The following is a 25784-nucleotide window of genomic DNA, read 5'->3' as shown; positions in this document are numbered from 1 at the left end:
GCTTTATTCCAACGGAACTTCCAAAATGATTATCGTCCCTTTTCCTTCAACCGATTTAATCGAGAGTGTTCCCCCTACAGCACGGGCTCTTTCTTCCATACTGAAAATGCCTACTCCCCGTTTGATTTTGTCAATATCAAAGCCTTTGCCTTGGTCTTCAATCATCACCCGGATGACATCATCGATTTCGCGAATCGTAACGGCGGCTTCTGCTGATTCAGCATATTTCCCAATATTCGTTAAACCCTCTTGAATGATCCGGTATATCGAAATTTCTATGTTTGCACTAAGACGTTTACTCAAGTAACAATCAAAATGGACATTGATTTGATGGTGGTCTGAAAACCGGACTAAATATGAACGAATCGCGGGAATAAGTCCTAGGTCATCAAGTACCGATGGGCGAAGTTCCCAAGAAAGATTACGAAGCTCTTCAATAATTTCGGTTGCTTCAGCCTGCATCTGATCCAAAAGCGGATGATCAATTTCGGTCTGTAGCCGGCTGATTGTAATTAGATGGCTATATAAGTTTTGACCCATTCCATCATGGAGTTCCCTGGATAAACGTCTTCGTTCATCTTCCTGTACATAAATAATCTTTCCCATCATATTTTGGAGCTCTACCTCTGCCTGCTTACGCTGTGTTACCTCATGGCGAATCGCTAAATATTGGTATGGGATTCCTCTTTCATCCAGAAAAGGTACAATCGTCGTATCTACCCAATAATAAGCCCCATCTTTTGCCTTGTTTTTAATTTCACCGGTCCAGACATTTCCACTTGATATGGTCTGCCAAAGATTTTTCATGAACTCATTTGAATGATAACCGGAATTGATAATCCTGTGATCCTTCCCAATCAGTTCTTCCGCTGAATATTTTGAGACCTCACAAAACTTCTCATTCACGTAGGTAATGATTCCTTTTTTATTTGTGAAGGCGACGATCGTCGAAGCATCGAGGGCGAATTTTAAATCTACTAGCTCATTTAATTGATAGGACTGCTGTTTATTGAGCCTTGACTGATCTTTTACACTATGAAAAACAATAAGAAAAAAACGTTCCTCCCCAAGAGAAAAAGAATTCACCCTGAAAAAGAAGGAAAAAGCTTGGCCGTTCCGGTGCTGTCCGTGCTGGTGAGAAACAATGCCCTCCACAGTATCTTGAAGATCTACCTCAGGCATAAATTCCTTTATCCTTTTCCCGATTAATTCTTTAGCCAGATACCCGAAATGGTCGTTTGCAAGCTGATTGGCAAACGTTATGATGCCTGATTCATTTACGAGAATAGTCGCATCGCTAGAACGAGGAGCAATCTTCATTTCATCATGTGTTTGATTATTTCTGTTCATAATCTTACCTCCCACATTGCCGGTTACAATAAGCCCGCTAACATTCCTTCCAACGTGATCGCAGCCTGCTTAATCATATTTTGTTCACGCTCTGAAATTGAATCATTTGTTCGATTTCCTACTAATAATACGCCCTTTGGAACTCCATTATAGAGAATTGGAACAGCGAAAGCGTAACATAGCTTTTCAGCAAGCATAATCGGATATTCTAATGCTTTCCCAGGGATGTTTTCAGGAAAATGATTGATTGTTATCGAACTGCCTGTCGAAATGACTTTTCCCGCAATTCCTTTTCCATAACGAACAGAAATTCTCTTATATTTCTCGTTGCTGTTTCCAGCGGCATAATGCCAGCTGACATCAGGCCCATCATTGTTTTGCAAAGCAAGACCAACAAAATCAACGTTTATTTCTGACAATATTTTTTCACAAGCTTGAGCAATCGGCTGTTTACTTATTGATTGATGCATAATCGCTTACATCCTTTATATGCCATATCCCATTAGCCCCTTTTTCAAAGCAATTTCAACAAGCTCCGGCCTTGTTTTCATTTGGAGCTTTTCCATCAAGTTCCCTTTATGCGTTTCAACCGTTTTTACACTAATAATCAGTTGCTCAGCAATTTCTTTATTTGAAAAACCTTTTGCGACCAATGTCAGTACTTCTTTTTCTCTGTCAGAGAGAAGATTAAACGTATCCGCCTTTCCATTCTTCACACTGCCTATGTATTCCTCCATCAGCCTTTTTGTCGCAGAAGGATGCAAATAAGCGTTGCCGGTTGAAACCGAACGGATGGCAGCCAAAAGTTCATCATGTGGCGCACTCTTTAAAATACACCCCGAAGCACCTGCTTGAATGGCTCTGAATAAATATTCCTCATCGTCATGCATCGTCAAAATCAAAATAGCGGTTTCAGGTAATAACTTTTTTAGTTCAGATGTGGCAGATAAACCGTCTTTCCCATGTGGCATGCTTAAATCCATAACAACAACATCCGGCTGAAGTTCAAGGGCTTTCTGGATTCCTTCATTCCCTTCGGAAGCCTCTCCGACTACTTCTATATCAGAATGGTTGTTTAAAAGCATTTTCAATCCCATTCTGACAACTGCATGATCATCACAAAGCAGAATTTTAATCAAGTCAACTCCCCCTAACTTTATTTTGCGTTCTTATTTAAAGTATATTTTAACTATACGCTTTTTCCAAAAAGATAACAGTAAATAAAGGCTCTGTTAATCTTGATAGTTGATTTCCGTTCCAGGCACTTCGCTTTCCGCGGGCGACCACCGAGCCTCCTCGACACTTCGTGTCTGCGGGGTCTCGCCTAACTCGCTTCTCCTGCAGGAGTCTTCGTGCCTTCCACTGCAATCAACCTGTGGTCTAGATCAACATTTTTCTTTATAGCCAAAATAAAAAATACACAACAAGGGACTGCGAATCGCAAATCCCTTGTTGCGTTTGCTCTATACTAACGGTAGGTCAAGCTTGATCGTAGTCCCTTCCCCTATTTTAGATGAAAGGGTCCATTTTCCGCCAATTAAATGCATCCTTTCTCTCATCGCTGCGAGGCCGGTTGATTGATTCATCCCTTTTTCAACATCAAACCCTTTGCCTTCATCGATAACCAGGATGGATAAACAACCTAATTTCCATTTAAAGGTAATTTTAACTTTCATCGTATCAGCATATCTGGCAATATTCGCCAAGGCTTCTTGGCAAACTCTAAAAAGAGTAATCCTTTCCCTCTCTGAGATGCGAACTTCCTCTCCAGAGCTTTCCAAATCAACGACAACCCCATATGTTGACGTATATAGCTTCAAATAGCTTTTGATTGCAGGCAGAAGCCCAAGTGTAATGAGAGTCGGAGGGTGCAGTTCAACAGCCAGAAGCCTGATTTCTTGAATCGATTTCTCAAGCATTTGGGCCATTTCGCCAACATATCCTTTCATTGCCGGCTGTTCAATCGCTGATTCTATCAACTGCAATCCGTTATAGAGACTGTATAAAGTCTGTCCTACACCTTCATGAAGCTCGAGGGCGATCCTTTTAATCTCATCTTCTTGGGATTGAATGATATAAGAGCTAATATTTTTTTCAACTGGCTGTGTGTCCATTTCCACCCCTCCTCCCCACTTATGCTCTTTTTACCCTATGGCCGGAAATATCACTGAACATTCCAGCATATTGTACGACATCACCGGCATCATTTTTGATCGCACTTATGGTCAGCCATTGTAGATAATGCCGGCCATCTTTGCGTCGATTCCAAATTTCCCCCTGCCAAAACCCATTTATTTCAATCGATTTCCATAAATCCTCATAAAACGCTTTTGATTGCTTATCGGATTTAAGAATATTTGGGTTTTTCCCAATGACTTCTTCTGATTGAAATCCAGTAATTTCAGAAAAAGCAGGGTTAACTGAAATAATTTTGCCTTTCGTATCGGTGACCAGAATACCTTCAACTGTATGATTGACTACTTCGTTCGCTAAGCCCATTTTCCCTTGGTAATACATCCAGATAACTAGTATTAAGCTTGCTAGTGCCACTTCCGATAAGGCCATGAAACCAATAGCATAATGTCCAGTAAGATTAAATAATAGTGTTAGTATTAATGGCGGGAAAAATCCGCCCAACCCGCCCATTGCAGAGACAATTCCATTCACTATTCCAGCTTGCTTTTGGAAATACATCGGGACAAGTTTAAATATAACACCATTCCCCATTCCTGCACAAAAAGCGATCGTTAAACAGCCAAATGTATACCAGGCGATTGACGGGGCAAAAGAAAGGATCATTGCAGAGATTGTGAACCCACCAAAAACAAACATTAATAATTTCAGAGAATGAAAGCGGTCAGCAAGCCATCCACCGACAGTTCGCATCGCAGTCGCAATGACAATGAATCCAGCTGTTCTTAAACCAGCATCAACCTTATCAAGCCCAAAGTTAGCAACAAGGAAGTTTGGTAAATAGATTGTGAAAGCAACAAACGATCCAAACGTGATAAAGTAGAACAAACATAGAAGCCACATTTTTTCGTTTTTATAGACCCCTTTAATTTGTTCCATAAGTGGAGTCTTCACTTTTGTTTCCTTTTTATCACCCAAAAAGAAATTGGCTGCTATAAAGATAGCTAATACAACCAGGTATAACTGAACAGTCGTGGACCAGCCAAATTTAGATGCGACAACAGGTGCAGCAAAGGCTGATACGGCTGTTCCGAGATTACCAGCACCATAAATCCCGTTAACAAAACCATGGCGTTCCTTCGGATAATACTTCGGTAGACATGTGACGCCGACGGAGAAAACAGCGCCTCCAAGCCCTAAAAATAATCCCCCAAGTAACAGATCAAACACTGAATCTGCAATACTAATATAATAAACTGGAAATAAAAGCAGGATAAAGCTGATTAGAAAGAGGACTCTTGCTCCGAACTGATTGGCATAATATCCGACTGGAATTCGTAAGATCGAACCGAGAACAACGGGAAGCGCCGTCACCAATGCTAGTTGCTCAGCCGGAATAGTGATATCCTCTTTAATAAATGGAAGTAATGATGATAATAACACCCATACCGCAAAACCAACCGTAAGATTTAAAGTTTGCAATGGAAGCTGGACTTTTCTAATCATTTGGATCACACTCTCTTCTAATAACATAATTTAAGCCTGCATCCGGGTCATATGCTTTCCATTCATTCTCGCTATACGACACATTCGTGGTTAAGGGAACAGCAAAGAAGTAATGATAATCAAAATAAATGCGCAGATGCGTTCCGTCAGGACATAGCTCTGTTTTTTGAATCGTCTTTTTCACAAAAGGAGCTTGATCCTCGTCTTGATGACTAAGGATCGCTACTTCGGCTTTTAACGATACAAATGACTGGATTTTCTCAATCTCAGTGGGTTCCACAGCCATTGCACCCTTTCTTATTAGGATAAATGAACATTTTGTAGCCCTGAAGATATTCCCAAAATACATCTTCAGCATGACCTTCAATAAATTCAATCGTTTCCTCTTCTGATTCCCATCTACTCATTCCTTTTACTTCCGCAACCACAATTTCAACCCCGTCTTTAGACTTTTCATCTAAATACCAGTTCAGACGGACACCTTTAAAAAGGTTTGAAAGCACTTTATCTATTTCTGAAGCAAAGTTCCCGGATGCCTCTCTTACAAAGCAAAAATCAAGGTATGTTTCACTGTTCATTTGATTCACGCCTTTACGTTTTTCATCTTATTATAGGAATAAATCGCGATCGGAAACAACACGATATTTAATCCGCAAAAGATCAAGACATTGACATAGTTTTCATAAAAGAACTGATGAACCATATATTGAGTAAAGATGATATTAAGCATCAAGATGGCGCAAAGAATGGCAACTCCTACAAACTTATGCTTCATAGCGCTTCACCCTTACCGCGTAAATTGCGTCCTTTTCAACTTTCACCTGAATTTCTGGCAATGGTCGTCTAGGCGGTCCGGCCGTAGGCGCACCTGTTTCGACATCGAATTTCCCATGGTGGCACGGACAAACCATTTCTTCTTGCTCCTTCACCCAGAAAACTGGGCAGCGAAGATGTGTGCATGCATTCTGATAGGCAACATATTTATTTTCCGATAATCTGATCAAAATCGCATCGTCATGCTCGCCCGGGAATTTGAAATCAATTGCATCGCCGATTGCAAGATTACTCACATCTGTAATTTTTTTATGAGGATACTCTTTTTCTCCAAGGCCCATTAATTCCTTTGCGGCAACAGCACCCCATGGAAGGGAGGAGACTGCGAATACGCCGGCAGCACCCGCTAATGTTTTCATGAAACCTCTTCTGTCGAGTTTCCGTTCGTTATTCCGATCAATATTATGTGTGTAATTATCTTCATTAAAGGGAATTTTATTATTTTTTTCAGCCATACATAATCCCTCCTAAAACAACTTTGTTATCCCTTGTAAAATACCAGGGAGATTTACTTTTACATTTGTTTCACCTTCAAGATATGGCATGCTTGTAACCCACTTGCCATTATCAAGATTGAATTGCTTCTGTTTCTGTTCAATCTCCTCGTCTGTCAGCCATTGTAACGTGTTTGTCGGACATACACTTGCACACATTGGCGGGATGCCGTCTTTTGAGCGATCGATACATAAGTCGCACTTGTACATTAGATTTTGCTCTGTATCAAACTTCGGGATCCCGTATGGACAAGCAATTGTACAGTTTTGGCAGCCAATGCATTTTTCCACAAGAGCCGAAAGCACGGCTCCTGTCTCGTGAATTTGAATCGCTTGCGCCGGACAGCTTCTTGCACATGCCGGATTGACACAGTGAAGGCACATTAGAGGCATCGTTTGACGGTTTACAAGCGGATTCACATCATAAACATAGTTACGGTTTCGCTCCTCATGCCCGCCGCACTGCGTACAGGCAGCCAAACAAGAACGGCACCCTATGCAGTTTTCAAGTTCTAAATATAGCCTCTTTTTCATTTACTTCACCTTCTTTAATTCTAATTTTTCAATCTGCGCTGCACATGCTTTGAACTCCGGCATTCTTGAAATTGGATCCAGAGCACCGATTGTCAATAGATTAATAGAATTTTCATGGCCCCAGTGGTAAGGAACAAACACAGTATCCTTCCGAATAGCCTCAGTGATTTTCACTTTATAGGTTGTTTCTCCTCTACGAGTATAGAGACGGACGGATTCTTCGTGTTCAATATTGTATTTTGCTGCTGTTTCCGGATGTACTTCTACAAATGGTTCCGGACACATATCGCGAAGGAATTGAATTCTTCTCGTTTGATTCCCTGATAAATAATGGTAAACTACACGTCCTGTTGTTAAGCGTATTGGGTATTCTTCATCTGGCTCTTCTGCGGACGGTCTATATGGTAATGCAAAAATTTTTGCCCTTCCATCTGGATGATTGAACTTTTTATCTAAAAATAATCGTGGTGTTCCAGGATCATTTTCATCTTTACATGGCCAGAACACGCCATCTTGCTTGTCAATCTTTTCCCATGTTACGCCGTAGTAATCAGCCGTTCCTCCTTTGGAAGCGACACGAAGTTCATTAAATATGTCTTCAGAGGTTTTTAAGTGAGAAAAATATTTGCCGCGCCCCATTCGCTCGGAAATTTCTACTTGAATCTTCCAGTCAGGCTTTGATTCGCCTAGAGGCATTTGTGCTTGATTAATCTTTATTATTCGTCCTTCAACATTTGTAGTTGTTCCTTCATCCTCTGCCCAAGATGTTGTAGGTAGCACGACATCAGCAAATTCAGCAGATTCTGAAAGATAAAAGTCAACACATACCATGAAGTCTAAGTTTTTCAACTGCTCACGAACATAATTTTGATCTGGTGCAGAAACGGCAGGATTTGAACATAATAGGTATAGAGCACGAATGGTCTTTTGTTCCATTAATCCAAACATTTCAAATGCGGATACACCTTCTTTTGGCATTTCTTCCGGTTCAATCCCCCACACCTTTGAAACATATTTTACGTGATCCGGATTCGCTATTTTACGATATCCAGGTAGAGCATCGGCTTTTTGCCCATGTTCCCGTCCACCTTGACCATTTCCTTGCCCTGTAATGGTCGCAACACCTGATTTAGCACGACCAATTTTCCCTGTAACAAGTGCCATATTGGTGTAGGCAGAAACGTTATCTACCCCTTTAATTTGTTGCTCGATCCCTCTGGCAAACATGACAATTGCATTTGGCGCTTTTCCGTACAATTCTGCAGCCCGAATAATTTTCTCAGGTGCCACACCTGTAATCGTACTCGTATACTCTGGTGTGAACTCTTTTACTAGTTCCTTTGTTTCTTCAAAGCCATTTGCATGATTTTTAATAAATTCTTCATCGGTATAGCCATTTTGAATTAATAAATTTAAAATCCCATTGGCAAGTGCAAGGTCAGTACCAGGTCTTAAATCAAGGTGAAGGTCTGCTCTTCTAGCAACTGGTGTTTCCCTTGGATCAGCAACAATCACATAGCCGCCTCGTTCTTGAATGGCCCAAACCCGGAACATCATAGTCGGATGGCATTCGGCTGTATTACTGCCAGCAAGAAAAATACAATCGGTATCCTGTACATCCGTCCATGGTATCGTCGAACCTCTATCTATACCTAATGAGCGATTTAAACCACCTGCTGCACTTGCCATACAGAATCGGCCATTATAATCAATATAGCGTGTTTGGAGTCCAACACGAGCGAATTTACCGGTCAAGTAACACTTTTCATTTGTCATTGAAACTCCACTATATACGGAGAGCGTATCATTCCCATAGGCTGCCTGAAGCTCAGTGAATTTCTTTACGATCAAGTTGTAAGCTTCATCCCAACTTGCTTCCCGGAAGCCGTTTTTCGTCCCTTTAAGCGATTGATCATCACGAATTAACGGTTTTAATAAACGATCTTTATGGTTTACTTGTTGATAAGCAGTCACTCCTTTTGGACACATCTTTCCAAGTGTGACCGGCCAATCATATCGAGGCTCTACTCCAATGATTTTGTTTGTTTTTGTATTTACCCTTAGGTTCATCCCACACTGCATAGCACAGTAGCTACAATGTGTTTTGATTAAGGTTTCATTTGGATGATTAAGGTTTTCAATTTCTTTGAAAAATTTATCTCTCTCGTTCCTAAAATTATCCCTTTGCATTCTGGTTTGCCTCCTTAACTTTTACCTCGTGGGTAGGAAGACCGGAGAACTGAGAAATCCGGTACTTTCTGCGACATGGAAGACATAGTTCAGCAAGATGGAAGCCTTCCTTTGTTTTGAATTTAATATCGTTCACGTCGAGTACTTCGACGACATCTTTTGATTGCTCTGTTGAAACAAAATGATCCCCGCAAACTTTACATTCCTTCATGGATTGTTCTGCATAATGCTCTCTGTAATTTCGAGCAAGGACACTCATTGGGCGGAACGGAATGTGTGCAAGCTTCCCAAATGGAAGGTAAATTAATGTAATTACAACTGACCATTGGTGGATTAAAGACATTGCTGGCTGCCCTGCGCCATGTAAAAATACGTTCATAAATGTTAATGCCAATCCGGTAATACTCACCAATAACAGCATATATAATGGAAGGAAGTCATAGATGAATTTCTGTTCCGCTCTTGCCTGCATGTTTTTCAAGCGGCGGTAAAGAACCATGCATACCCCGGCAATCACCATGACGGCGGTAAAATTTAATGCATTATAGAAAAAGAAAGCAATGATCCCGTCTGCTTTTACGGTCATTAAATTGATACCCATGCCAACGACTGTATAGTAGCCATTGTCATCCATCGTGAAATACATCCATCCGAATACAAGCGGAAACGTCACAAAACAAGAAAGGATACATCCCCAACCAATTAAGATGTGTTGGGTCCATCGGTAAATTCCCCGATTCCAGATGAATTTGTATGTTGCCAGATGCTCAACTGATGTTTGTGGCGTGGATTTTCTAAACAGAAGCTTGATGCCTTTTTTTATAAAAATTTTTGTTGGCGGCCTTTCTCCCCAAGCAATAAACCGGTAAAAGAAACCTCCTAGAAAGACGATCGTCCCAACCATATAGCCATATAGATTTAAATCAATATGCGTAAACATTCTCGTACCAATAAAAGATAAGATCACAAGTCCACTGACTGCTAGAAACATAGATTTAGCAAAGTTGGAAGCAAATGCATTGTTAAATGAACTTGCCGACTTTTGGTTTTCAATCGCTTTTGCTTGCATTATTAACTCCTCCTCATTCAAACCAAATAACTTACTCTTATTGTATGAGACGGAGTTGTTTTAACATATCGGGGAAACTCCCTATCCTCAGGAGGAAATCCCCTGATCTTTGATACGTTGTTCAAAAATCAGACAAAACATCAACATCGCTAGCGATTAAGGATGGACTTTGGGGCTGAATTGTTTGTGTGGTCCGATAAATTCGTCTAGCTGTCCGATAATAGCACAAATGTGTCCGATAAACGTGAAAAGCTGTGTTCTTTACCTTTCTGTGTATGACAAATAACTATCCGTCAGCATAATTGGTCGCTTATAAAGGGGGATGGAAACGATTCGAAGAATGAGGGGCCACTATGGAAAACATAACAGGCTAACAGAAGTGGAGTTTGAAAATCATCTGTATATAATAAGGAAGAAATCCTTCAAAAGCAGGCGGTAAAACCAGAAGAAAAGTATCGTCGAGACCGAGCGATCATATATCTGCTTACTTACGCCGGAATTCGTGTTGATGAACTATCTAATTTAAAAATAAAGGACATTGATTTAGATTTGAAGAGATTAGAATCATAGGAACAGGGATAAAGGTCAGAACAGTTCCGATTTCAAATACGCCGCTGGCAGAAATCCATGATTGGCTAGGCTATCAGGCAGAAATGACTAAACAAAAGCTATATGTCGCTGACTCCCCATATGTATTTTATAGTCAGCGATCGTCGAAATTCACTGTCCGCGGGTTTCAGACAATGATTGAAGGCTATAGTTTGCCAAAGAAGAAATTAACACCTCATATGTTCCGGCATACTTTTTGTAAGTTGATGTTAAAGGCGACGAATAATGATATTGAAAAAGTGAGGGGACTCGCTGGTTATAGCAATATTGCGACGATGAGTCGATATATAAAGGATTCGTATAGTGATTTGGTGGATGCGGTTGATGCTTTGACGAAGTTTTAAATCTATTTTTATAGGGATCGGAAATAACCCGATCCCTTAGTCTAATCAAGGAAATATATTTTTAAAACAGCCGTGAAACAAGATTACTCTGGTGGTCCCATTGACGAAACATAAGATCTTGGTTTGTTTCGATTATGCATTTTAACTCACCGACTCATTTTTCCTAAGATTTGCCAGGCCCCCCGCTTGCATATCTGGTTTACAGAATAGAAGAAAAGCAAGTCCAAACAATACCATTAACGTCCCGATAGATAAAATCGAATAATCGAAGCCAAGTATGACATTATCACCCGCTGATTGTACAATAGCCCCGGTAACAAGTGGCCCGATGATCCCTGCCAATTGGGCAAAGCCTGTCCCGATCCCTAATATTAAACCTCCTCTTCCAGGAAGCAAGTTGGCCGCAATCGCTGGCCACAATACGAACATGACATACGCCAGTGCTTTCCCGACACACATGACGAATAGCACATACATAGGGTGATGAAAAATGGTCATGGAAAAGAAAAGCAGACCCGCCAGAGTAACAGCCCCTCCTCCCACAAATACACGTGATTTGCGTATGCTTTGACTTTTCTTATATATACTATCTGAAAACATGGCAAACAACAAAGTAAGGGTGGCAGAAGTAACTCCGATAATGGATGCATAATTACCCATTTCTTTCGGTGTCAATTTGATTGCTTGAACAAAATAAGCAGCCAAAAACGTCTGCATCCATGCCAAGAACCAATATGACGCGAAAGTAGCAAGACAAACTAAAATAAAGGTACGAGACAGTAAAACGGGGTAAATATTTGACCAACCGATTTTTGATGCAGGCTTAGTTACCCCCGATATCAAGGTCTCCGTCTCTTGCTTTGGGCTTTCCTTTCCAAGCCATAACCATAGGACGAACCAGACAATACCAACCAGGCCTAAAGCTCCATAAGTATTCCTCCAACCCATTTCACTAATAGAGGAAACGAGTATTGGGGCCATAACTAAACCACCTATTGTACCACCGGAATTCATAAGGGCGATGGCGATACCTCGACGTTCAGGCGGAAACCACTTGGTAACAAGGTTGGCGGCGGTGGCAAAATAAGGCCCCTCGAAAATACCCAACAGCACTCTCATCAAAACGAGTCCGGTTAGCCCTGAAACTAGATACGATCCAGATTGTATGATTGTCCAAGATATCACCATGATCGCCATTATCTTTTTGGCTCCGAATCGGTCGGATAATGAAGCGCCCACCACACCCGCAATCGCAAAAAACCAGAAAAAACTGCTTCCAACCAATCCCCATTGAGTGAAGTTAAGACTAAACTCTTTCATAATAGGGATAGCTGCATATCCTGCTACCGACTTGTCTGCAAAATTGAGTACTGTACCAAAAAACGCAAATGCAAGTATCACCCAGCGCATAAACTACCCACTTCCTCCGACCGGTTTTTATTTAATGAGATAAAGATAATGCTCCTTGCTTTCCAACGAATAATGCATCAAGAGCTGTGATACCTTTTCCTTCTTCATGCACCATTACTGGGTTTATATCCAATTCTTGCAGCCAATCTTTTTGGTCCAAGCTTAACTCTGAAACCTTTACGAGTGTTTCCGCCAATGCATGGACATCATAAGGGCCTTTACCGCGGACACCTTTTAAAATGGCATATCCTTTTATGGACTGTATCATCTCTTTTGCATCTTCTATAGTTAATGGAGCTGGTCTGATCACCGAATCTTTAAATACCTCAACAAAAATACCTCCTAAGCCTAACAGAACACATGGACCAAATAACGGGTCTTGAATCGAACCAACCATTACTTCGACACCCTCCCCAATCATCTCCTCCACAAGAATTCCGTCAACTTGAAGATTAGGGTCGTATTTTAAAGCGTTGGACATGATTTCTTCAAAAGAACTTCTTACCTCCGCGGCCGATTTCACATTGATTTTCACAAGGCCAACTTCGCTTTTATGGGCGATTTGCTGTGACAGTACTTTTAATACAACTGGATATCCTATTGCATTCGCTGCTTCAATAGCCTCCTCAACGTTTCTGGCTATATTTCCTGCTGGTATTGGAATTCCATATGATTCCAAATAACTTTTTCCCGTATACTCATTAATCGTTCCTTCGATCGCTTCCAATTCCGTACGATCGGTCAATCTTTCCGCAAAAATGTTCTTTTGTTCAGACAACAGTTCTTTTCGTTTGTTATAATGCATCAGATTTTTTAGGGCCCGAATTGTACGGCTTGGAGTATGAAGCCAACAAATACCTTCAGCAGATAACATTTCTTTCGTCTTTTCTGAAGCCCCGGCCCAACAGACAACAAACGTTTTATTCGTTTCATTAGCCACTTTTGATAATTTAGGAATAATTACAGGAGCGACAGGGTCCCCTATTTGCATGTAAATCACAAGCGCCTCTACCCCATCATCTTTTAATAATACATTGATACTATCAGAAAGTTTATCGAGATCCTGAATGATTTGCGCTGTCACATCAATTGGATTTTTGACAGATGCAAATGCAGGTAGAAGTTCTTCAAGCTGTGTGACTGTCTCTGGCATCAACTTGGTTAACTCAACATTGTTTTGTTCACATTTATCAGCCATTACGATTCCGGCTCCACCTGAAATGGTAACGATCGCTACCCCACCTCTTTTAGGACTCGTTTTTGCCTTATGAAACAGATTGATTGTATCGATTAGTTCTTGTTCATCATCAACTTGGACAACATTCCTTTGTTGAAAATAGTTGGAGTAAATCGATGCATCCCCAGCTAGAGAAGAGGTGTGGGAAATTGCTGCAGTGGCTCCTAATTGGGACGTCCCTACCTTCATCAAGATCAGCGGCTTATCCTGTTGTTGGCACATGCGGATGGCATTATCCATTTTCTCAATATCCCTTGCCCCTTCAATGTAACCCCCAATGACTTTGATCTCTTCCTGCTCGGCAAAATAGTGAACATAATCAAAAAAATCGACACCAGCCTCATTCCCGGAAGAAGCAAAATATTGATAACCTATTTCCATTTCTTCAAGCATTTTGTAGGTAAGGGTTCCAAAAGCTCCGCTTTGCGTTACAAATGCTATGGGATCCATACGGCTAGCTTCTATTTGTTGAAACGAAGCAACTACTTTGTCTTTTAAATTGAAAAAACCTAAGGAGTTAGGCCCACATACTGGAATACCTGTTCGTTCAACGAATTCAGTCAGACGCTGTTGAAGTTCCCGCCCATTTTCTCCAATTTCCGCAAAACCCGAACTAAAAACAACCGCACTTTTCACTGATCTTTTCGCCAATCTCTCCAAGGCAGGCAAGACATCGGTTGCCCTAATTGAAAGAATGGCCATATCAATATCTTTTGGCAAACTTTCAATATCCTGATAACAGGGAAATCCTTCTATTTCTGTGTATTTTGCATTAACAGGGTAAATGGATCCTTGATATCCTAGTTTACGTAAAAGATATAACGGTCTTGCACTAATTTTTCCTTCTCCGCGTGATGCACCGATGATCGTAATAGACTTGGGAGAAAACATAGGTTCTAAATTAAGATTTTTTTTCACGGATACTCACCTCATTAAATGATTTCTCTTGTAACCGATTATGAATATTAATTATGAGCATAGATATATAGATTAAGTGAACTACATCTATACAGGTAGTTGAAAATGATTGCTTTATACCTCCATACTCTTCCGGAGAAACAATCAATATACTTTAAGAGGTTCAGCTATTTCCCTCTCACCCCATCAGAAAGACTGTTCTCTAATCTGTCATAAATCACCGTATATTCGTAGAATTATCTTCTGTGAAGGATAAAAAATCCCTAAACATTAATATGGACGGGATTCCAATGTAATATGGACCCCCTCCTGACAACTTTTTTCCCGGTGGCCGGTTTAAATTACTCATTCCTCCACTCCCCATATTATCCATTGTCCCGTTCTCACAAGTCACTGCAGACCACCTTACTATACTCATCATCTCCCCTCTTTTTTATCTTGTGGATAAGAAATAAAAAAAGCATTATTCCTTACATATATCTAACTTGCAAGAAGAGTGCCAAAATTCAGACTTGGTTAAAAACAATGACAATAAGGGATTTTACATTATTCTTTATCTCGCAAGATTCATAATTAAATTATCCTGTCCGATTTTCCATGGATTAGTTAAACCACTTTTGAACGTAAAATTCATTTTTGAATTAAACTGAACATTAATCAGGCTAAAAAGGAAAAGCCCGGCAGGAAGAAGCCGAACATATATATAGCTTCTATTAACCAGGCTAATCGGACAAATGTTATTTCCATAAAAAAAGAATAAGTTTTGCCGACACATCTTTATCCTTAAGATGCAAAGTTAAATCGGCAATACTTATTTCTTTTCGTTCTTGAACATTCATTCAGGCAGGTGTTATTGTCAAATTATATTTTTTAAGTTTTCTTACGATCGTTGCCTGACTCGTCCCCAAACCTTCCGCCAGTTCATATGTATTTTTAAACTTTTGGACAGCAACAGATAATATCTCACGTTCAGCATCCTCCGCCGCTTCCTTCAGTGTCATTTCTTTGATATAGGCAGCAGGTACCTCCTTTTTGTCCTTATATTCTTCCGGAAGATCAGACGCAGTGATAAAATTATTAGGCACCGTAATGACTAGCCGTTCCACAAGGTTAGACAGCTCCCTCACATTCCCGGGCCAATTATAGTGGTAGAAAAAATTTTTTAAATTCCGGTCGAATTCCTTGGAAATTCCGTATTTTTCAGTTACTTTCTGAAGAAACGATTGAACAAGAGGCAATATATCCTCTCTTCTTTCCCGCAAAGGAGGGATAGAGATCGGAAGTACATTTAAGCGATAATACAAATCTTCCCTAAATTCGCCCTTTTCGACCATTTCTTTTAAATTTCGATTGGTTGCTGCTATAAGCCTTACATCTATACTTTTTGGTTTTGTTCCGCCAATCCGCTGAATCTGTTTATCCTGCAAAGCGCGGAGCAGCTTGACCTGTAAAGCCAATGACAGCTCCCCCACTTCATCTAAAAACAAACCCCCTTTATCGGCCAGTTCAAACAATCCGGGTTTTCCCGACCGACTCGCACCTGTAAATGAACCTGCTTCATAACCGAATAACTCTGATTCCAAGAGATCCGGAGGAATGGATCCACAATTAATTTTTATGAAATCCCCCTTTAACCGTCTTTGACTAGCATGGTAAATATGCCGGGCAAATATATCTTTCCCTACACCTGTTTCCCCAAGTATTAACACAGTAGCATCATAATTGGCAATTCGATCTCCCATCTCGTATATATCTATCATCTGTTTACTTTCTACAACAATATCTGGATCCCACCATGTTTTGTTTTTTAGCTTTTCCAACTCTTCTTTATACATCTCATTTATTTCTAATACTTTATTTAACTCTTGGTAAAGATGATTTAATTCTGAGAGATCCCGGATATAGGTGACCACTTTCTTGATTTCTCCGGCCTCATTAAAAATGGGTACAGCCGTTTTTAAGTGTGTGTTGAAGTGGTTAGTTGGTACTGAATGGATGGTCTTCCCCTGTGCAAGCACCTTAAAGGACAGCGCTTCATTCACAACCCCATCCTGGAGTAACTGCTTGATATTCTTTCCTATAAATGTTTCCTTGGGATGGCCAAGGGCTCTCTCCACAGCGGCATTTATTTTAAGCGTCAAACCATCACTGTCTGTAATGTAAATGCCATCGGAGGAGTTCTCAAAAACGGCGTCTAGTTCTCTATTCTCATGCTCTAATTTTCTTATCATACCTTGTGAATGCTGAATGGAGTTGCCGTCAGATACAATGTATAGTACCGATGTTTCAGTTTTACACTCGACATAGTTATGTTGCAATAAATAAGATTGATCCTCTAGTTTCGCTAATACAAGAAGATTCCCAAGTACTTTCCATTCACTAAATAACTCTTGTATATTTCCTCCAACAACAATATTGTCAAAGAGCTTGAAAAAGAGAGAATTATAGCTTTTAATTACCGATTCTTGATTTGTTAAGATCATCGGAAATGGAATAGATTCCAGCCAATCCGGAGATTTATCCATTGCTTGCCACTCCTTTTTTTATTAGAGATGGTATTCTCTATCTAATTCGAATGCTAGAAGTTCCTACAACGTAAATTATACCCAGTATTATTTATATGAATTTTTAGAATATTCATTAGGATCTTACCTTTAAAATTAAAAACAGTCAACTCCATACGCTTAAATTTGTATAATTAAAAAATTCTAAAATTATAAAGCCTGGCATCTGCTGACTCAGGCTTCTTCATCAATCATATTGATAATTTATCTTTTCTAGTCTATGGGTCTTTTAAGATCTGTGTTCCGAAATGATCGTACAGATTTTTCATTTAGATTCATGATGGGAAAATTTCTTTCGATAGAGAACTTATGTAGAAATCACTTTTATCATTCCCTGTGGTGAATGATAAAAGCTGATCTGGATCCAGCATTATTTCTCATAAATTAGATAAATGTAGGCGAGGAGTTCACTTTGAGAAAAATCCATCCCCAAATAAATTCACCCGATACTTCCTGTATTGGTCAGAATGACTGCTTGTTGAGGATAATATTGATTAATTTGTCCAATTTCAATAGTGTTGCATAAACACAGATTTATTGGTGAAAACCATTGTCCAAATGAAGTTTTTCGTGGAATTTTGTCCATGCGTAAGTCCTTTTTTAGTGGATTTAGACGGGTTACCACCTGACTTTATCCATAAAAAAGGACTATTCCTTTGCTTAAATAGGGTTATTGAGCATTTTGAGTCTTTTTAAAAATCAAGCTATTTTAATGCAACACTAGTGATTAAATGTACTAAAATATAAATACTAAAGTTGAATCGCCAGAGAAACTAACTTTGTCTCAAGATAATCATCTAGACCATAATATCCACCTTCACGACCTAAACCACTTTCTTTTACACCTCCAAATGGTCCTTGCACAGCAAAAGGAGCAGGATCATTTACTCCCACCATTCCATATTCTAATTTTTCAGAAACTCGATACATCCTAGATAAATCGTTCGTGTAAAAGTAAGATGTAAGACCATACTCAATATCGTTTGCCTTCTTAATAACTTCCTCCTCTGAATTAAACCGGATCAAAGGGGCCACTGGACCAAATGTTTCTTCAAAACATATTTTCATACTTTCCTTCACATCTACCAGTAATGTCGGAGAATAAAAGTATCCATTCGCTAAATCACCATCTGTCAATCTGTGCCCGCCATAAAGGACTTTTGCACCTTTTTCTACAGCATCTTTGACTTGATCATGTACTTTCTCAATTCCACTTTCGTTTGTCATAGAACCAATTTCATTTGATTCGTCAAGTCCATTTCCTACTTTCAATTTAGCGATTTTTCCTTGAAAACGTTTTGCAAATTCATCATAGATATCATCATGAACATAGATTCGATTCGCACAGACACATTGTTGGCCGGTAGATGCAAATTTATTTTGAATCAGTCCATCGACAGCTAAGTCAATGTCAGCATCCTCAAATACGATAAATGGAGCATGACCGCCTAGTTCCATAGAAACTTTCTTTACTGTTTCTGCAGATTGACGAATTAGTATCTTTCCAACTTCCGTAGATCCAGTAAAAGAAATCTTTCGGACAACTTTACTTTTCATAAGTGGTTCGGCAATTTCACCTGATTTTCCTATAACTAAATTAATTACACCATTTGGAAATCCGACTTCATCAAATATCTTAAATAATTCTACAGAAGATAGAGGTGCCTCAGATGATGGTTTGATAATAACAGTACAGCCGACAGCTAGTGCAGGACCAAGCTTACGTGCCGACATTGATAAAGGGAAATTCCAAGGTGTAATAGCTGCGACAACCCCAATAGGTTGACGGATAACTGAAATACGTTTATTAGTAGCGGAAGCTGGAATCGTATCTCCATAAACTCTTCTCGCTTCCTCCGCATACCACTTAAAGAAGGCAATAGTACTATTAACTTCATAACGTGCATTATGAATGGATTTTCCCATTTCCTTTGTAATTATTTCAGCAAGATATTCTTTTTTTTCTTTAAGTTTGTTTACAACTCTCTCAAGATAGTCAGCGCGGTGTTCAGCAGTTAATTCAGACCATAATGGAAAAGCAGCTTCTGCGGCTTGGATCGCATTCTCTGTTTCTTCTTTTCCTACTAGATAGATTTGATCTACTACATCACCTGTTCCAGGGTTTTTCACATCTAGTTGCTTATTCGTTTTCACCCATTGTCCATTAATATACATTAAAAAACCTCCCCTTATCTTGAAATAGATCATGGAATGGGCAATCCATCCGGTATTGGCATCAAACTTTCTAAACTTATCAGTGTCTAAATACAATAATCTGAGCTCCACTCTGTTACCGTTAGTTGTATTTACTATTTCATTTACCCTAAAGAAGGCAAGCTGAGTAGGTAGAAAACACCAAAGTCTACTTTCCTGGGACAACGGATTCGATTTAAGCAACCCTTTTTTGTATCCTTTGTACAAACTGTAGCGTTAATCTCGTGACCATTCAGCGATACTATAATGTGCTTTAGAATAGAAAATCGGATATCGATATTTTATGTTTATTAAGGCTATATTCAATTCCTACTGCTGTCGTACAAAGTCATTGAGCGCTTCTGATGCCTTTCCCCCTTGTTGTTGGAATGATTCAAATGTACTAAGACAAATAAAAGACTTGGAATGCTATAATAAAGGATTATCTGTGTCCAAAGAGTTTCTGACTATATTAGCTATTCAGTTGAATGCTTTAGGTCGATAATCTGGTACTACTGCAGGTGTGACTGCATTCTTTTTTGCGATTGGACCAACACATTTCATATCTACAACAATTAAAGAGGCTTTTCCTCTGGTAACCGCTCTTTCAAATTCTGTTAAAAATTCTTTAGGTGAACCAACCCGTGCTGATTCAAAACCAATTGATTCGCCTAACTTAACAAAATCAGGACTTAATAGATCTACTGCGAATTGCTCTCCGTATACCACATCTTGGATGCCACGTAATACGCCATACCCTGAGTCGTCAAACAAAATAATAACGATCGGTAAATTTTCTTGGATAGCTGTTGCCATTTCGCCAACATTGACCATAAATCCGCCATCTCCTACCATCAAGACAACAGTACGATCTTTACAACCTGCCTGTGCACCGATTGCCATCGGAAGTCCTTGTCCTATTCCCCCACCAGCAGCATGAATAGATGTTCTTGGTTCATAAGTATCAATTACGCGACTTCCCCATAAGTTAGCAGGAACAGTTACATCACGAACAAAGACGGCGTCATTAGGTAAGATCTCTCGTATACCTTCTGCAAAGTGCTTATAAGGCCCAAGCGTTTCAAGTAACGAGCACCGTGCGTTATCACGAACGCGTCTAACTTCCTCCAAATACTCGTTGTTTGTTGAAATATCTCTTTTAGATATACTTTTAATTAATTTTCTTAATAGTTGCTTTGCGTCACTTACAATACCGTGAGTAATTGGGTAATTGAGGTTAAAAGCATTTATATCAGTATTAATGCTAATATGGTCTTCAGGAAGAAAGCTATCCCAAAGGGCTGTCTCTGTGCTTCGGAATTGGGTACCAACACTAATCAGTAAATCTGACTTTTGCACAAAATTCCGAACATCTTGAGTAGAAGAAAAATAACCTATACATAATGGATGATTTTCAGGAATTGAGCCTTTTCCCGCTTGGCTTGTAATGACTGGTGCTCCGATTAATTCTGCCAATTCTTTTATTTCATTTGCCGCTTCGGATTTAATAACCCCGCCTCCTGCCCATAGAACAGGACGACGCGCTTCATAGACTTTTGCAACAATCTCGTCAGGTAAAACAAAGTCTGTTTCAATTAATTGAGTAGTAACACCTTTGTTGTTTTCTATAATATTACTTTTTGGAATGATCGCTGATTGGAAATCAATTGGAATCTCCAAAGTAACTGGTCCAGTAGGAGCTTCAAAGGCTTCATGGATTGACTTACGAATCATTGGAACCGCCTGTTCAGGTTTACGGAGACGATATGCATGTTTACATGCACCTTCCATCATCGTTAGTTGATCTTTCGCTTCATGAATATATTGTCGTCTTACATTTATATACGGGCTCTCTATTTCACCTGTTATGTGGAGAAGTGGAATACCTGCATTCCACGCCTCAACTAATGAACCTGCGGCATTTCCTGCTCCAGATCCGGTACTTGTTATCACAACTCCCAATTTGCCGGTTGCCCGTGCATATCCATCAGCCATATTCACCGCACCACTTTCCCCGCGTGCAGTGATCAAATGAATGTTTCCATCCCGATGAATAGCTTGATAGATTGGCAAGTTGTGAATACTTACAATTCCAAAAGCGACTTCAACACCTGCAGAAACGAGCTCTTGTACAATGGCATCAGCTGTTGTAAATTCCTTTTGTGTAAATTTTGACATTTTTATATCCTCCCACACATTTAGTTTCTCAGAAATTAAATTTTGACATTAGCCTTATGAATCTTATCGTCGCTTTATGAAAAAAGCGATATTTCACTTTACATAATGGGAAATGATGCCTTATCTATTTAACTGGTTACCAATGCCTTTCTGATTTCTTCCGTCAACATAGGAACAACCTCAAATAAATCTCCGACAATCCCGTAATCGGCTACTTGAAAAATGGGTGCTTCCGGATCTTTATTAATTGCAACAATAATTTTCGAATTAGACATACCAGCCAAGTGCTGGATGGCACCTGAAATTCCGCATGCGATATAGAGATCAGGAGTGACGACTTTTCCTGTTTGTCCAATTTGCAAAGAATAATCACAATACTCAGCGTCGCAAGCTCCGCGTGAGGCTCCAACTGCTCCTCCCAGGACCTCTGCTAATTCTCTAAGCGGCTTAAATCCTTCCATACTCTTTACTCCCCTGCCGCCGGAAACAACGATTTTAGCCTCACTTAGATCTACCTCACCTGAAGTTTTTCTCACGATTTCCTTCACAATTGTTCGGAAATCTTTTACTTTTGGTTTGAAGAAAACCAACTCAGTCTGGACATGCTTCTCTGACGTCTCAAAGTTATTTGGACGAAGAGTGGCAAATTTCTTTCCTTCACGGAATGTTTTCTTCTCGAATGCCTTGCCCGCATAAATCGGACGGGCAAACACAATCTTGCCGTCCTTTGTTTCTACTCCCGTACAATCGGAAATCAATCCGATTCCCAATCGTGCGGCAATCCGCGGTGCTAGATCTTTTCCAATGGCCGTATGACCCATGAGAATGATATCTGCCTGTACTTCTTCAATCAATCCAGCCAATGCTTCGGCATAAGCATCCGTTGTATAAGTAGATAAAGCTTGCTCATCAGTCACATACAGCCGGTCGGCTCCGTATTTGCTGATGTCTTCCAGAAAGGCGGCTGCTCCTGGGCCAAAAAGGACTGTACTTACTTCCCCGTTTGCCCCTAAAGATCGAGCTAATGTTAATGCTTCAAAGGATACATTTCTTAATTTTCCGTCTTTTACCTCAGCAACTACAAGTACTTTACTCATCTTTCTCAATCCTCTCCCATTAAATAACTTTTGCATTTGTGCGGAGCAGTTGAAACAATTCACTAACCTGGTTAGACATTTCTCCTGTTAGAATTTGACCTGCTTGCTTCTTCGAGGGCAAATATTGGTCAAGGACCTCTGTCCGGGCACATAGCTCCTCTTTTGAGATCCCCAGTTCATCCGGAATAAGACGCTCGATCTGCTTTTTTTTTGCCTTCATAATCCCTGGAAGGGAGGGATATCGTGGTTCATTCAACCCTTGTTGGGCAGTCGCCAAAAATGGAAGTTCTACTTCAATCGTCTCCAAATCTCCTTCTACATCTCTCTCAACAGTAGCTTTTCTTCCGTTAAAAGATAATTTAGTAATGGTTGCAACATGGGGAATTCCTAGAATTTCCGCTACTCGGATGGCGATTTGGCCTGCCCCTGAATCCACTGCTGTATTACCACCAAGAATGAGATCAAAGGCCTGGTTCTTGATAGCCGCAGCAATCATATTCGATATAACATATTCATCCGCTTCTGAACCATCCTGTTCAATCTGTATAGCCTTATCCGCACCCATTGCAAGAGCAGTTCGAAGCGCACTTTCCGTTCGTGACGGCCCCACAGTAAGTACTGTTACTTCTGCCCCTAATTTCTCTTTTAATTTCATCGCTTCTTCCACAGCATACTCATCATACGGATTGATAATGAATTCAACCCCTTGTTCGCTAACCTTGCCATTTTGGAGAGAAATTTTCTCTTCGGTATCAAACGTCTGCTTTAACAACACTAGTATTTTCATCCTCTTACTCCCTTTCCTAACAGAATACTTCTTACACTAAATGTATAAAGCAATTTTTATGCCAAAATAGAATGCTGTAAACCACTCGAAAACCAGTTTTAAAGTTTATCTCATTAATCAAAATCGCTTATTTTTGAATTAAATGATTCATTTTGTATCATCGACTCTCTCTCTCAAATGTTGTTATTAACATACCAGGGATTTTTCTACGATTTCAGCAATGTCCATGGTTTTGACTCGATCTTCGACTTCTTTAGCCTTCGTTCCATCACTCATCATCGTTAAGCAATATGGGCAATTGCTTCCAATCGCTGTCGGGTTCAAACGAAGAGCCTGTTCTGTACGCTCGATATTAACGCGTTTTCCTTGCGTCTCCTCCATCCACATCATGCCTCCTCCTGCTCCGCAGCACATGGCATCTTGCTTATTACGCTCCATTTCCAATACATTCACACCTGGAATCGACTCTATAATTTTACGAGGAATATCATAAATATCGTTATATCTGCCTATATAGCAGGAATCGTGATAAGCGACCGATTCTTTTACTTGCTTCGTTGGCTTGATCCGACCTTCCTGAATCCACTTCCAAATCAATTCAGTATGATGATACACTTCCGCTTCCAAGCCGAATTCGGGGTATTCATGTTTGAATGTGTTATACGTATGCGGGCAGATCGTCACAATTTTTTTGACATGATAAGCCTGGAAGTTGGCAATATTTTCTTGGCATAACTGCTGGAATAAAAATTCATTGCCCATGCGCCTGGCCGTGTCGCCGGAATTCCGTTCTTCGTTGCCGAGGATTGCAAACTTCACACCCGCTGCGTTCATGATTTTGGCAAACGATTGAGCAATTTTCTGGCTCCGATTGTCAAAGGATCCCATGGAACCTACAAAAAACAGAAACTCAAAATCTTTCACTTCATCAACGGTAGGCACCACAATGTCTTCTCTGCCTTCGCGCCATTTAATGCGTTCCTTCCTGTTAAGGCCCCAGGGATTGCTTTGTCGTTCGATATTTTGGAAATAGCGAGTTGCTTCGTGCGGCATGTTACCTTCAGTTAACACTAAGTATCGACGCATATCTATAATCTTATCTACATGTTCATTGGCAACGGGACATTGATCCTCACAGTTGCGGCATGTCGTACAAGCCCAGATCTCCTCTTCGGTGATTACATCGCCAATTAATTTAGGCATTTCAACTGTTGCCGCTGTTTCCTGCGCTGATGATCCAGCTGTTAATGCAGGAGATAATGCAGAAGATCCAAAAACATAACCGGGCATCCATGGGTTACGCGAGGTAACAGCCGCTCCTTTTTCTGTCAAATGATCCCTCATTTTAATGATAAGATTCATCGGAGATAACGTCTTCCCAGTTTCTGAAGCAGGACACATATTCGTGCATCTTCCGCATTCTGCACATGCGTACAGATCGATCAGCTGCAGCTGGGTAAAATTCTCTATTTTCCCGACGCCGTATTCCTCGATTTCTTCATCCTCAAAATCAATTTTTCTCAACTTTCCAACAGGTCCTACCTTCTTGAAAAAGACGTTGAACAAAGCGAATAGCTCATGTGCTTGCTTCGACTGCGGTACGAACACCATAAATGATAAAACGCTCAGTAGGTGTACCCACCAAAATACATAGAAACACACGGTTCCAGCCGCCGTTCCGATGCCGGAGAACACTGTCGCAATCACTCCAGAGAAGGGAGCATGGACGGAGTTAGGTTTGTGCCCGAGCATGATCGTTTCGAAGCCCAGCGTAAGCAGGATGGACACGGTCAGCGTGGTCAGTCCAATATAGACAAAGGCGGCTTTGGCATCTCGCTTGAATTGCAACCGCTTCAGCTTCTCAATATAACGGCGGTAAAAAGCGTATACAACTGCGCACAGCATAAGGAAGGTCGTCCACTCCTGCATGAGACTGAAATATTTGTGCGCTACTCCGAATGGAAATTCATAACCAATAATAAATCCCTTGATTATGATTTCTATGAGGCCTATTTGTATGATGAAAAAGCCATAAAACAATACCAAATGCATATAACCGCTTTTCTTGTCTTTAAACAATTTTTTCTGGCCGAATACATTGATTAAAACTTCTTTGATGCGCTGTTGGGTATCTTTTCCCAAATTAGATTTCTTCCCTAACTTGATGAAGGTTACACGGCTATAGACAAGATTCGCAACCAGATAAATCGCATAACCTGTTACTGCCAGAAAGGCAATAAAATTAAGGAATACCAGCAAAAATATTCATCCTTTCTTTACAATATTTTTCCATTTCTCCTATCAAATCTAAATGCAAAAAATAATTCTAAAAATCCA

The 25784-nt window shown here is 40.2% G+C and carries 20 protein-coding genes and 1 pseudogene; 1 reads left to right on the top strand and 20 read right to left on the bottom strand.

Annotated features, from left to right (window positions below):
* Window positions 1-3: 3 nt before the first annotated feature.
* The 12 genes from BGM26_RS03360 to BGM26_RS03305 form a co-directional block, all read right to left on the bottom strand.
* On the bottom strand, window positions 4-1350 hold the full coding sequence (locus BGM26_RS03360) for a PAS domain-containing sensor histidine kinase (RefSeq protein WP_217038328.1): 1347 nt from the start codon (window positions 1348-1350) through the stop codon (window positions 4-6).
* Between the two features lie 23 nt (window positions 1351-1373).
* Window positions 1374-1820, bottom strand: a complete 447-nt coding sequence (locus BGM26_RS03355) for a GAF domain-containing protein (RefSeq protein WP_217038327.1) — start codon at window positions 1818-1820, stop codon at window positions 1374-1376.
* A gap of 15 nt (window positions 1821-1835) precedes the next feature.
* Window positions 1836-2489 carry a response regulator gene (locus BGM26_RS03350; RefSeq protein WP_302053212.1) on the bottom strand — a complete coding sequence of 218 codons (654 nt, stop codon included), beginning with the start codon at window positions 2487-2489 and terminating at the stop codon, window positions 1836-1838.
* A gap of 324 nt (window positions 2490-2813) precedes the next feature.
* The gene (locus tag BGM26_RS03345; protein ID WP_217038326.1) at window positions 2814-3464 is read right to left on the bottom strand and encodes a sensor histidine kinase; all 651 of its coding nucleotides are present in this window, start codon (window positions 3462-3464) and stop codon (window positions 2814-2816) included.
* Between the two features lie 19 nt (window positions 3465-3483).
* Window positions 3484-4989 (bottom strand): MFS transporter, encoded by a 1506-nt coding sequence (locus BGM26_RS03340; RefSeq protein WP_217040625.1) that lies wholly within the window; start codon window positions 4987-4989, stop codon window positions 3484-3486.
* The gene (locus tag BGM26_RS03335; protein ID WP_217038325.1) at window positions 4982-5275 is read right to left on the bottom strand and encodes a hypothetical protein; all 294 of its coding nucleotides are present in this window, start codon (window positions 5273-5275) and stop codon (window positions 4982-4984) included. The genes BGM26_RS03340 and BGM26_RS03335 overlap by 8 nt, the downstream gene beginning before the upstream one ends.
* Window positions 5256-5567 carry a hypothetical protein gene (locus tag BGM26_RS03330; RefSeq protein WP_217038324.1) on the bottom strand — a complete coding sequence of 104 codons (312 nt, stop codon included), beginning with the start codon at window positions 5565-5567 and terminating at the stop codon, window positions 5256-5258. Before BGM26_RS03330 ends, BGM26_RS03335 begins: the two co-directional genes overlap by 20 nt.
* Before the next feature lie 5 nt (window positions 5568-5572).
* The gene (locus tag BGM26_RS03325) at window positions 5573-5764 is read right to left on the bottom strand and encodes a hypothetical protein (RefSeq protein WP_217038323.1); all 192 of its coding nucleotides are present in this window, start codon (window positions 5762-5764) and stop codon (window positions 5573-5575) included.
* Entirely contained in the window at window positions 5754-6278 is a 525-nt protein-coding gene (locus BGM26_RS03320; RefSeq protein ID WP_217038322.1) for a Rieske (2Fe-2S) protein, read from the bottom strand. The genes BGM26_RS03325 and BGM26_RS03320 overlap by 11 nt, the downstream gene beginning before the upstream one ends.
* 12 nt (window positions 6279-6290) lie before the next feature.
* Window positions 6291-6851: a 4Fe-4S dicluster domain-containing protein gene (locus BGM26_RS03315; protein WP_217038321.1), complete on the bottom strand. Its 561-nt coding sequence runs from the start codon at window positions 6849-6851 to the stop codon at window positions 6291-6293.
* On the bottom strand, window positions 6852-9041 hold the full coding sequence (locus BGM26_RS03310; protein WP_217038320.1) for a molybdopterin oxidoreductase family protein: 2190 nt from the start codon (window positions 9039-9041) through the stop codon (window positions 6852-6854).
* Window positions 9028-10110: a hypothetical protein gene (locus BGM26_RS03305; protein ID WP_217038319.1), complete on the bottom strand. Its 1083-nt coding sequence runs from the start codon at window positions 10108-10110 to the stop codon at window positions 9028-9030. Before BGM26_RS03305 ends, BGM26_RS03310 begins: the two co-directional genes overlap by 14 nt.
* A gap of 370 nt (window positions 10111-10480) precedes the next feature.
* On the opposite strand from BGM26_RS03305, the pseudogene BGM26_RS03300 reads away from it, so the two are divergent.
* Window positions 10481-11063: pseudogene (locus BGM26_RS03300) on the top strand (site-specific integrase); the annotation flags it as partial.
* A 141-nt stretch (window positions 11064-11204) separates the two neighbouring features.
* Here BGM26_RS03300 and BGM26_RS03295 read toward each other — a convergent pair.
* The 8 genes from BGM26_RS03295 to BGM26_RS03260 all read right to left on the bottom strand — a co-directional run bounded on the left by BGM26_RS03295 (window position 11205) and on the right by BGM26_RS03260 (window position 25706).
* A complete protein-coding gene (locus BGM26_RS03295) occupies window positions 11205-12473 on the bottom strand; it encodes an MFS transporter (RefSeq protein WP_217038318.1) in 1269 nt (422 codons plus the stop codon).
* A 31-nt stretch (window positions 12474-12504) separates the two neighbouring features.
* On the bottom strand, window positions 12505-14628 hold the full coding sequence (locus tag BGM26_RS03290) for an acetate--CoA ligase family protein (protein WP_367949264.1): 2124 nt from the start codon (window positions 14626-14628) through the stop codon (window positions 12505-12507).
* 839 nt (window positions 14629-15467) lie between these two features.
* Window positions 15468-17153 (bottom strand): sigma-54 interaction domain-containing protein, encoded by a 1686-nt coding sequence (locus BGM26_RS03285; RefSeq protein ID WP_217038317.1) that lies wholly within the window; start codon window positions 17151-17153, stop codon window positions 15468-15470.
* 789 nt (window positions 17154-17942) lie between these two features.
* A complete protein-coding gene (locus BGM26_RS03280; RefSeq protein WP_217038316.1) occupies window positions 17943-19367 on the bottom strand; it encodes an NAD-dependent succinate-semialdehyde dehydrogenase in 1425 nt (474 codons plus the stop codon).
* A 498-nt stretch (window positions 19368-19865) separates the two neighbouring features.
* Entirely contained in the window at window positions 19866-21563 is a 1698-nt protein-coding gene (locus BGM26_RS03275; RefSeq protein ID WP_217038315.1) for a thiamine pyrophosphate-binding protein, read from the bottom strand.
* Window positions 21564-21691: 128 nt separating this feature from the next.
* Window positions 21692-22660: an electron transfer flavoprotein subunit alpha/FixB family protein gene (locus BGM26_RS03270; protein ID WP_217038314.1), complete on the bottom strand. Its 969-nt coding sequence runs from the start codon at window positions 22658-22660 to the stop codon at window positions 21692-21694.
* Window positions 22661-22679: 19 nt separating this feature from the next.
* Window positions 22680-23447: an electron transfer flavoprotein subunit beta/FixA family protein gene (locus BGM26_RS03265; RefSeq protein WP_217038313.1), complete on the bottom strand. Its 768-nt coding sequence runs from the start codon at window positions 23445-23447 to the stop codon at window positions 22680-22682.
* A gap of 186 nt (window positions 23448-23633) precedes the next feature.
* Window positions 23634-25706, bottom strand: coding sequence for a (Fe-S)-binding protein (locus tag BGM26_RS03260; RefSeq protein ID WP_217038312.1), 2073 nt, complete (start codon window positions 25704-25706; stop codon window positions 23634-23636).
* Window positions 25707-25784 lie beyond the last annotated feature (78 nt).

This window comes from Bacillus sp. FJAT-29790, assembly GCF_019039215.1.
Taxonomy (GTDB): domain Bacteria; phylum Bacillota; class Bacilli; order Bacillales; family Cytobacillaceae; genus Cytobacillus.
The sequence above is the reverse complement of the archived record's forward strand: the minus strand, read 5'-3'. Positions and strand labels throughout refer to the sequence as shown.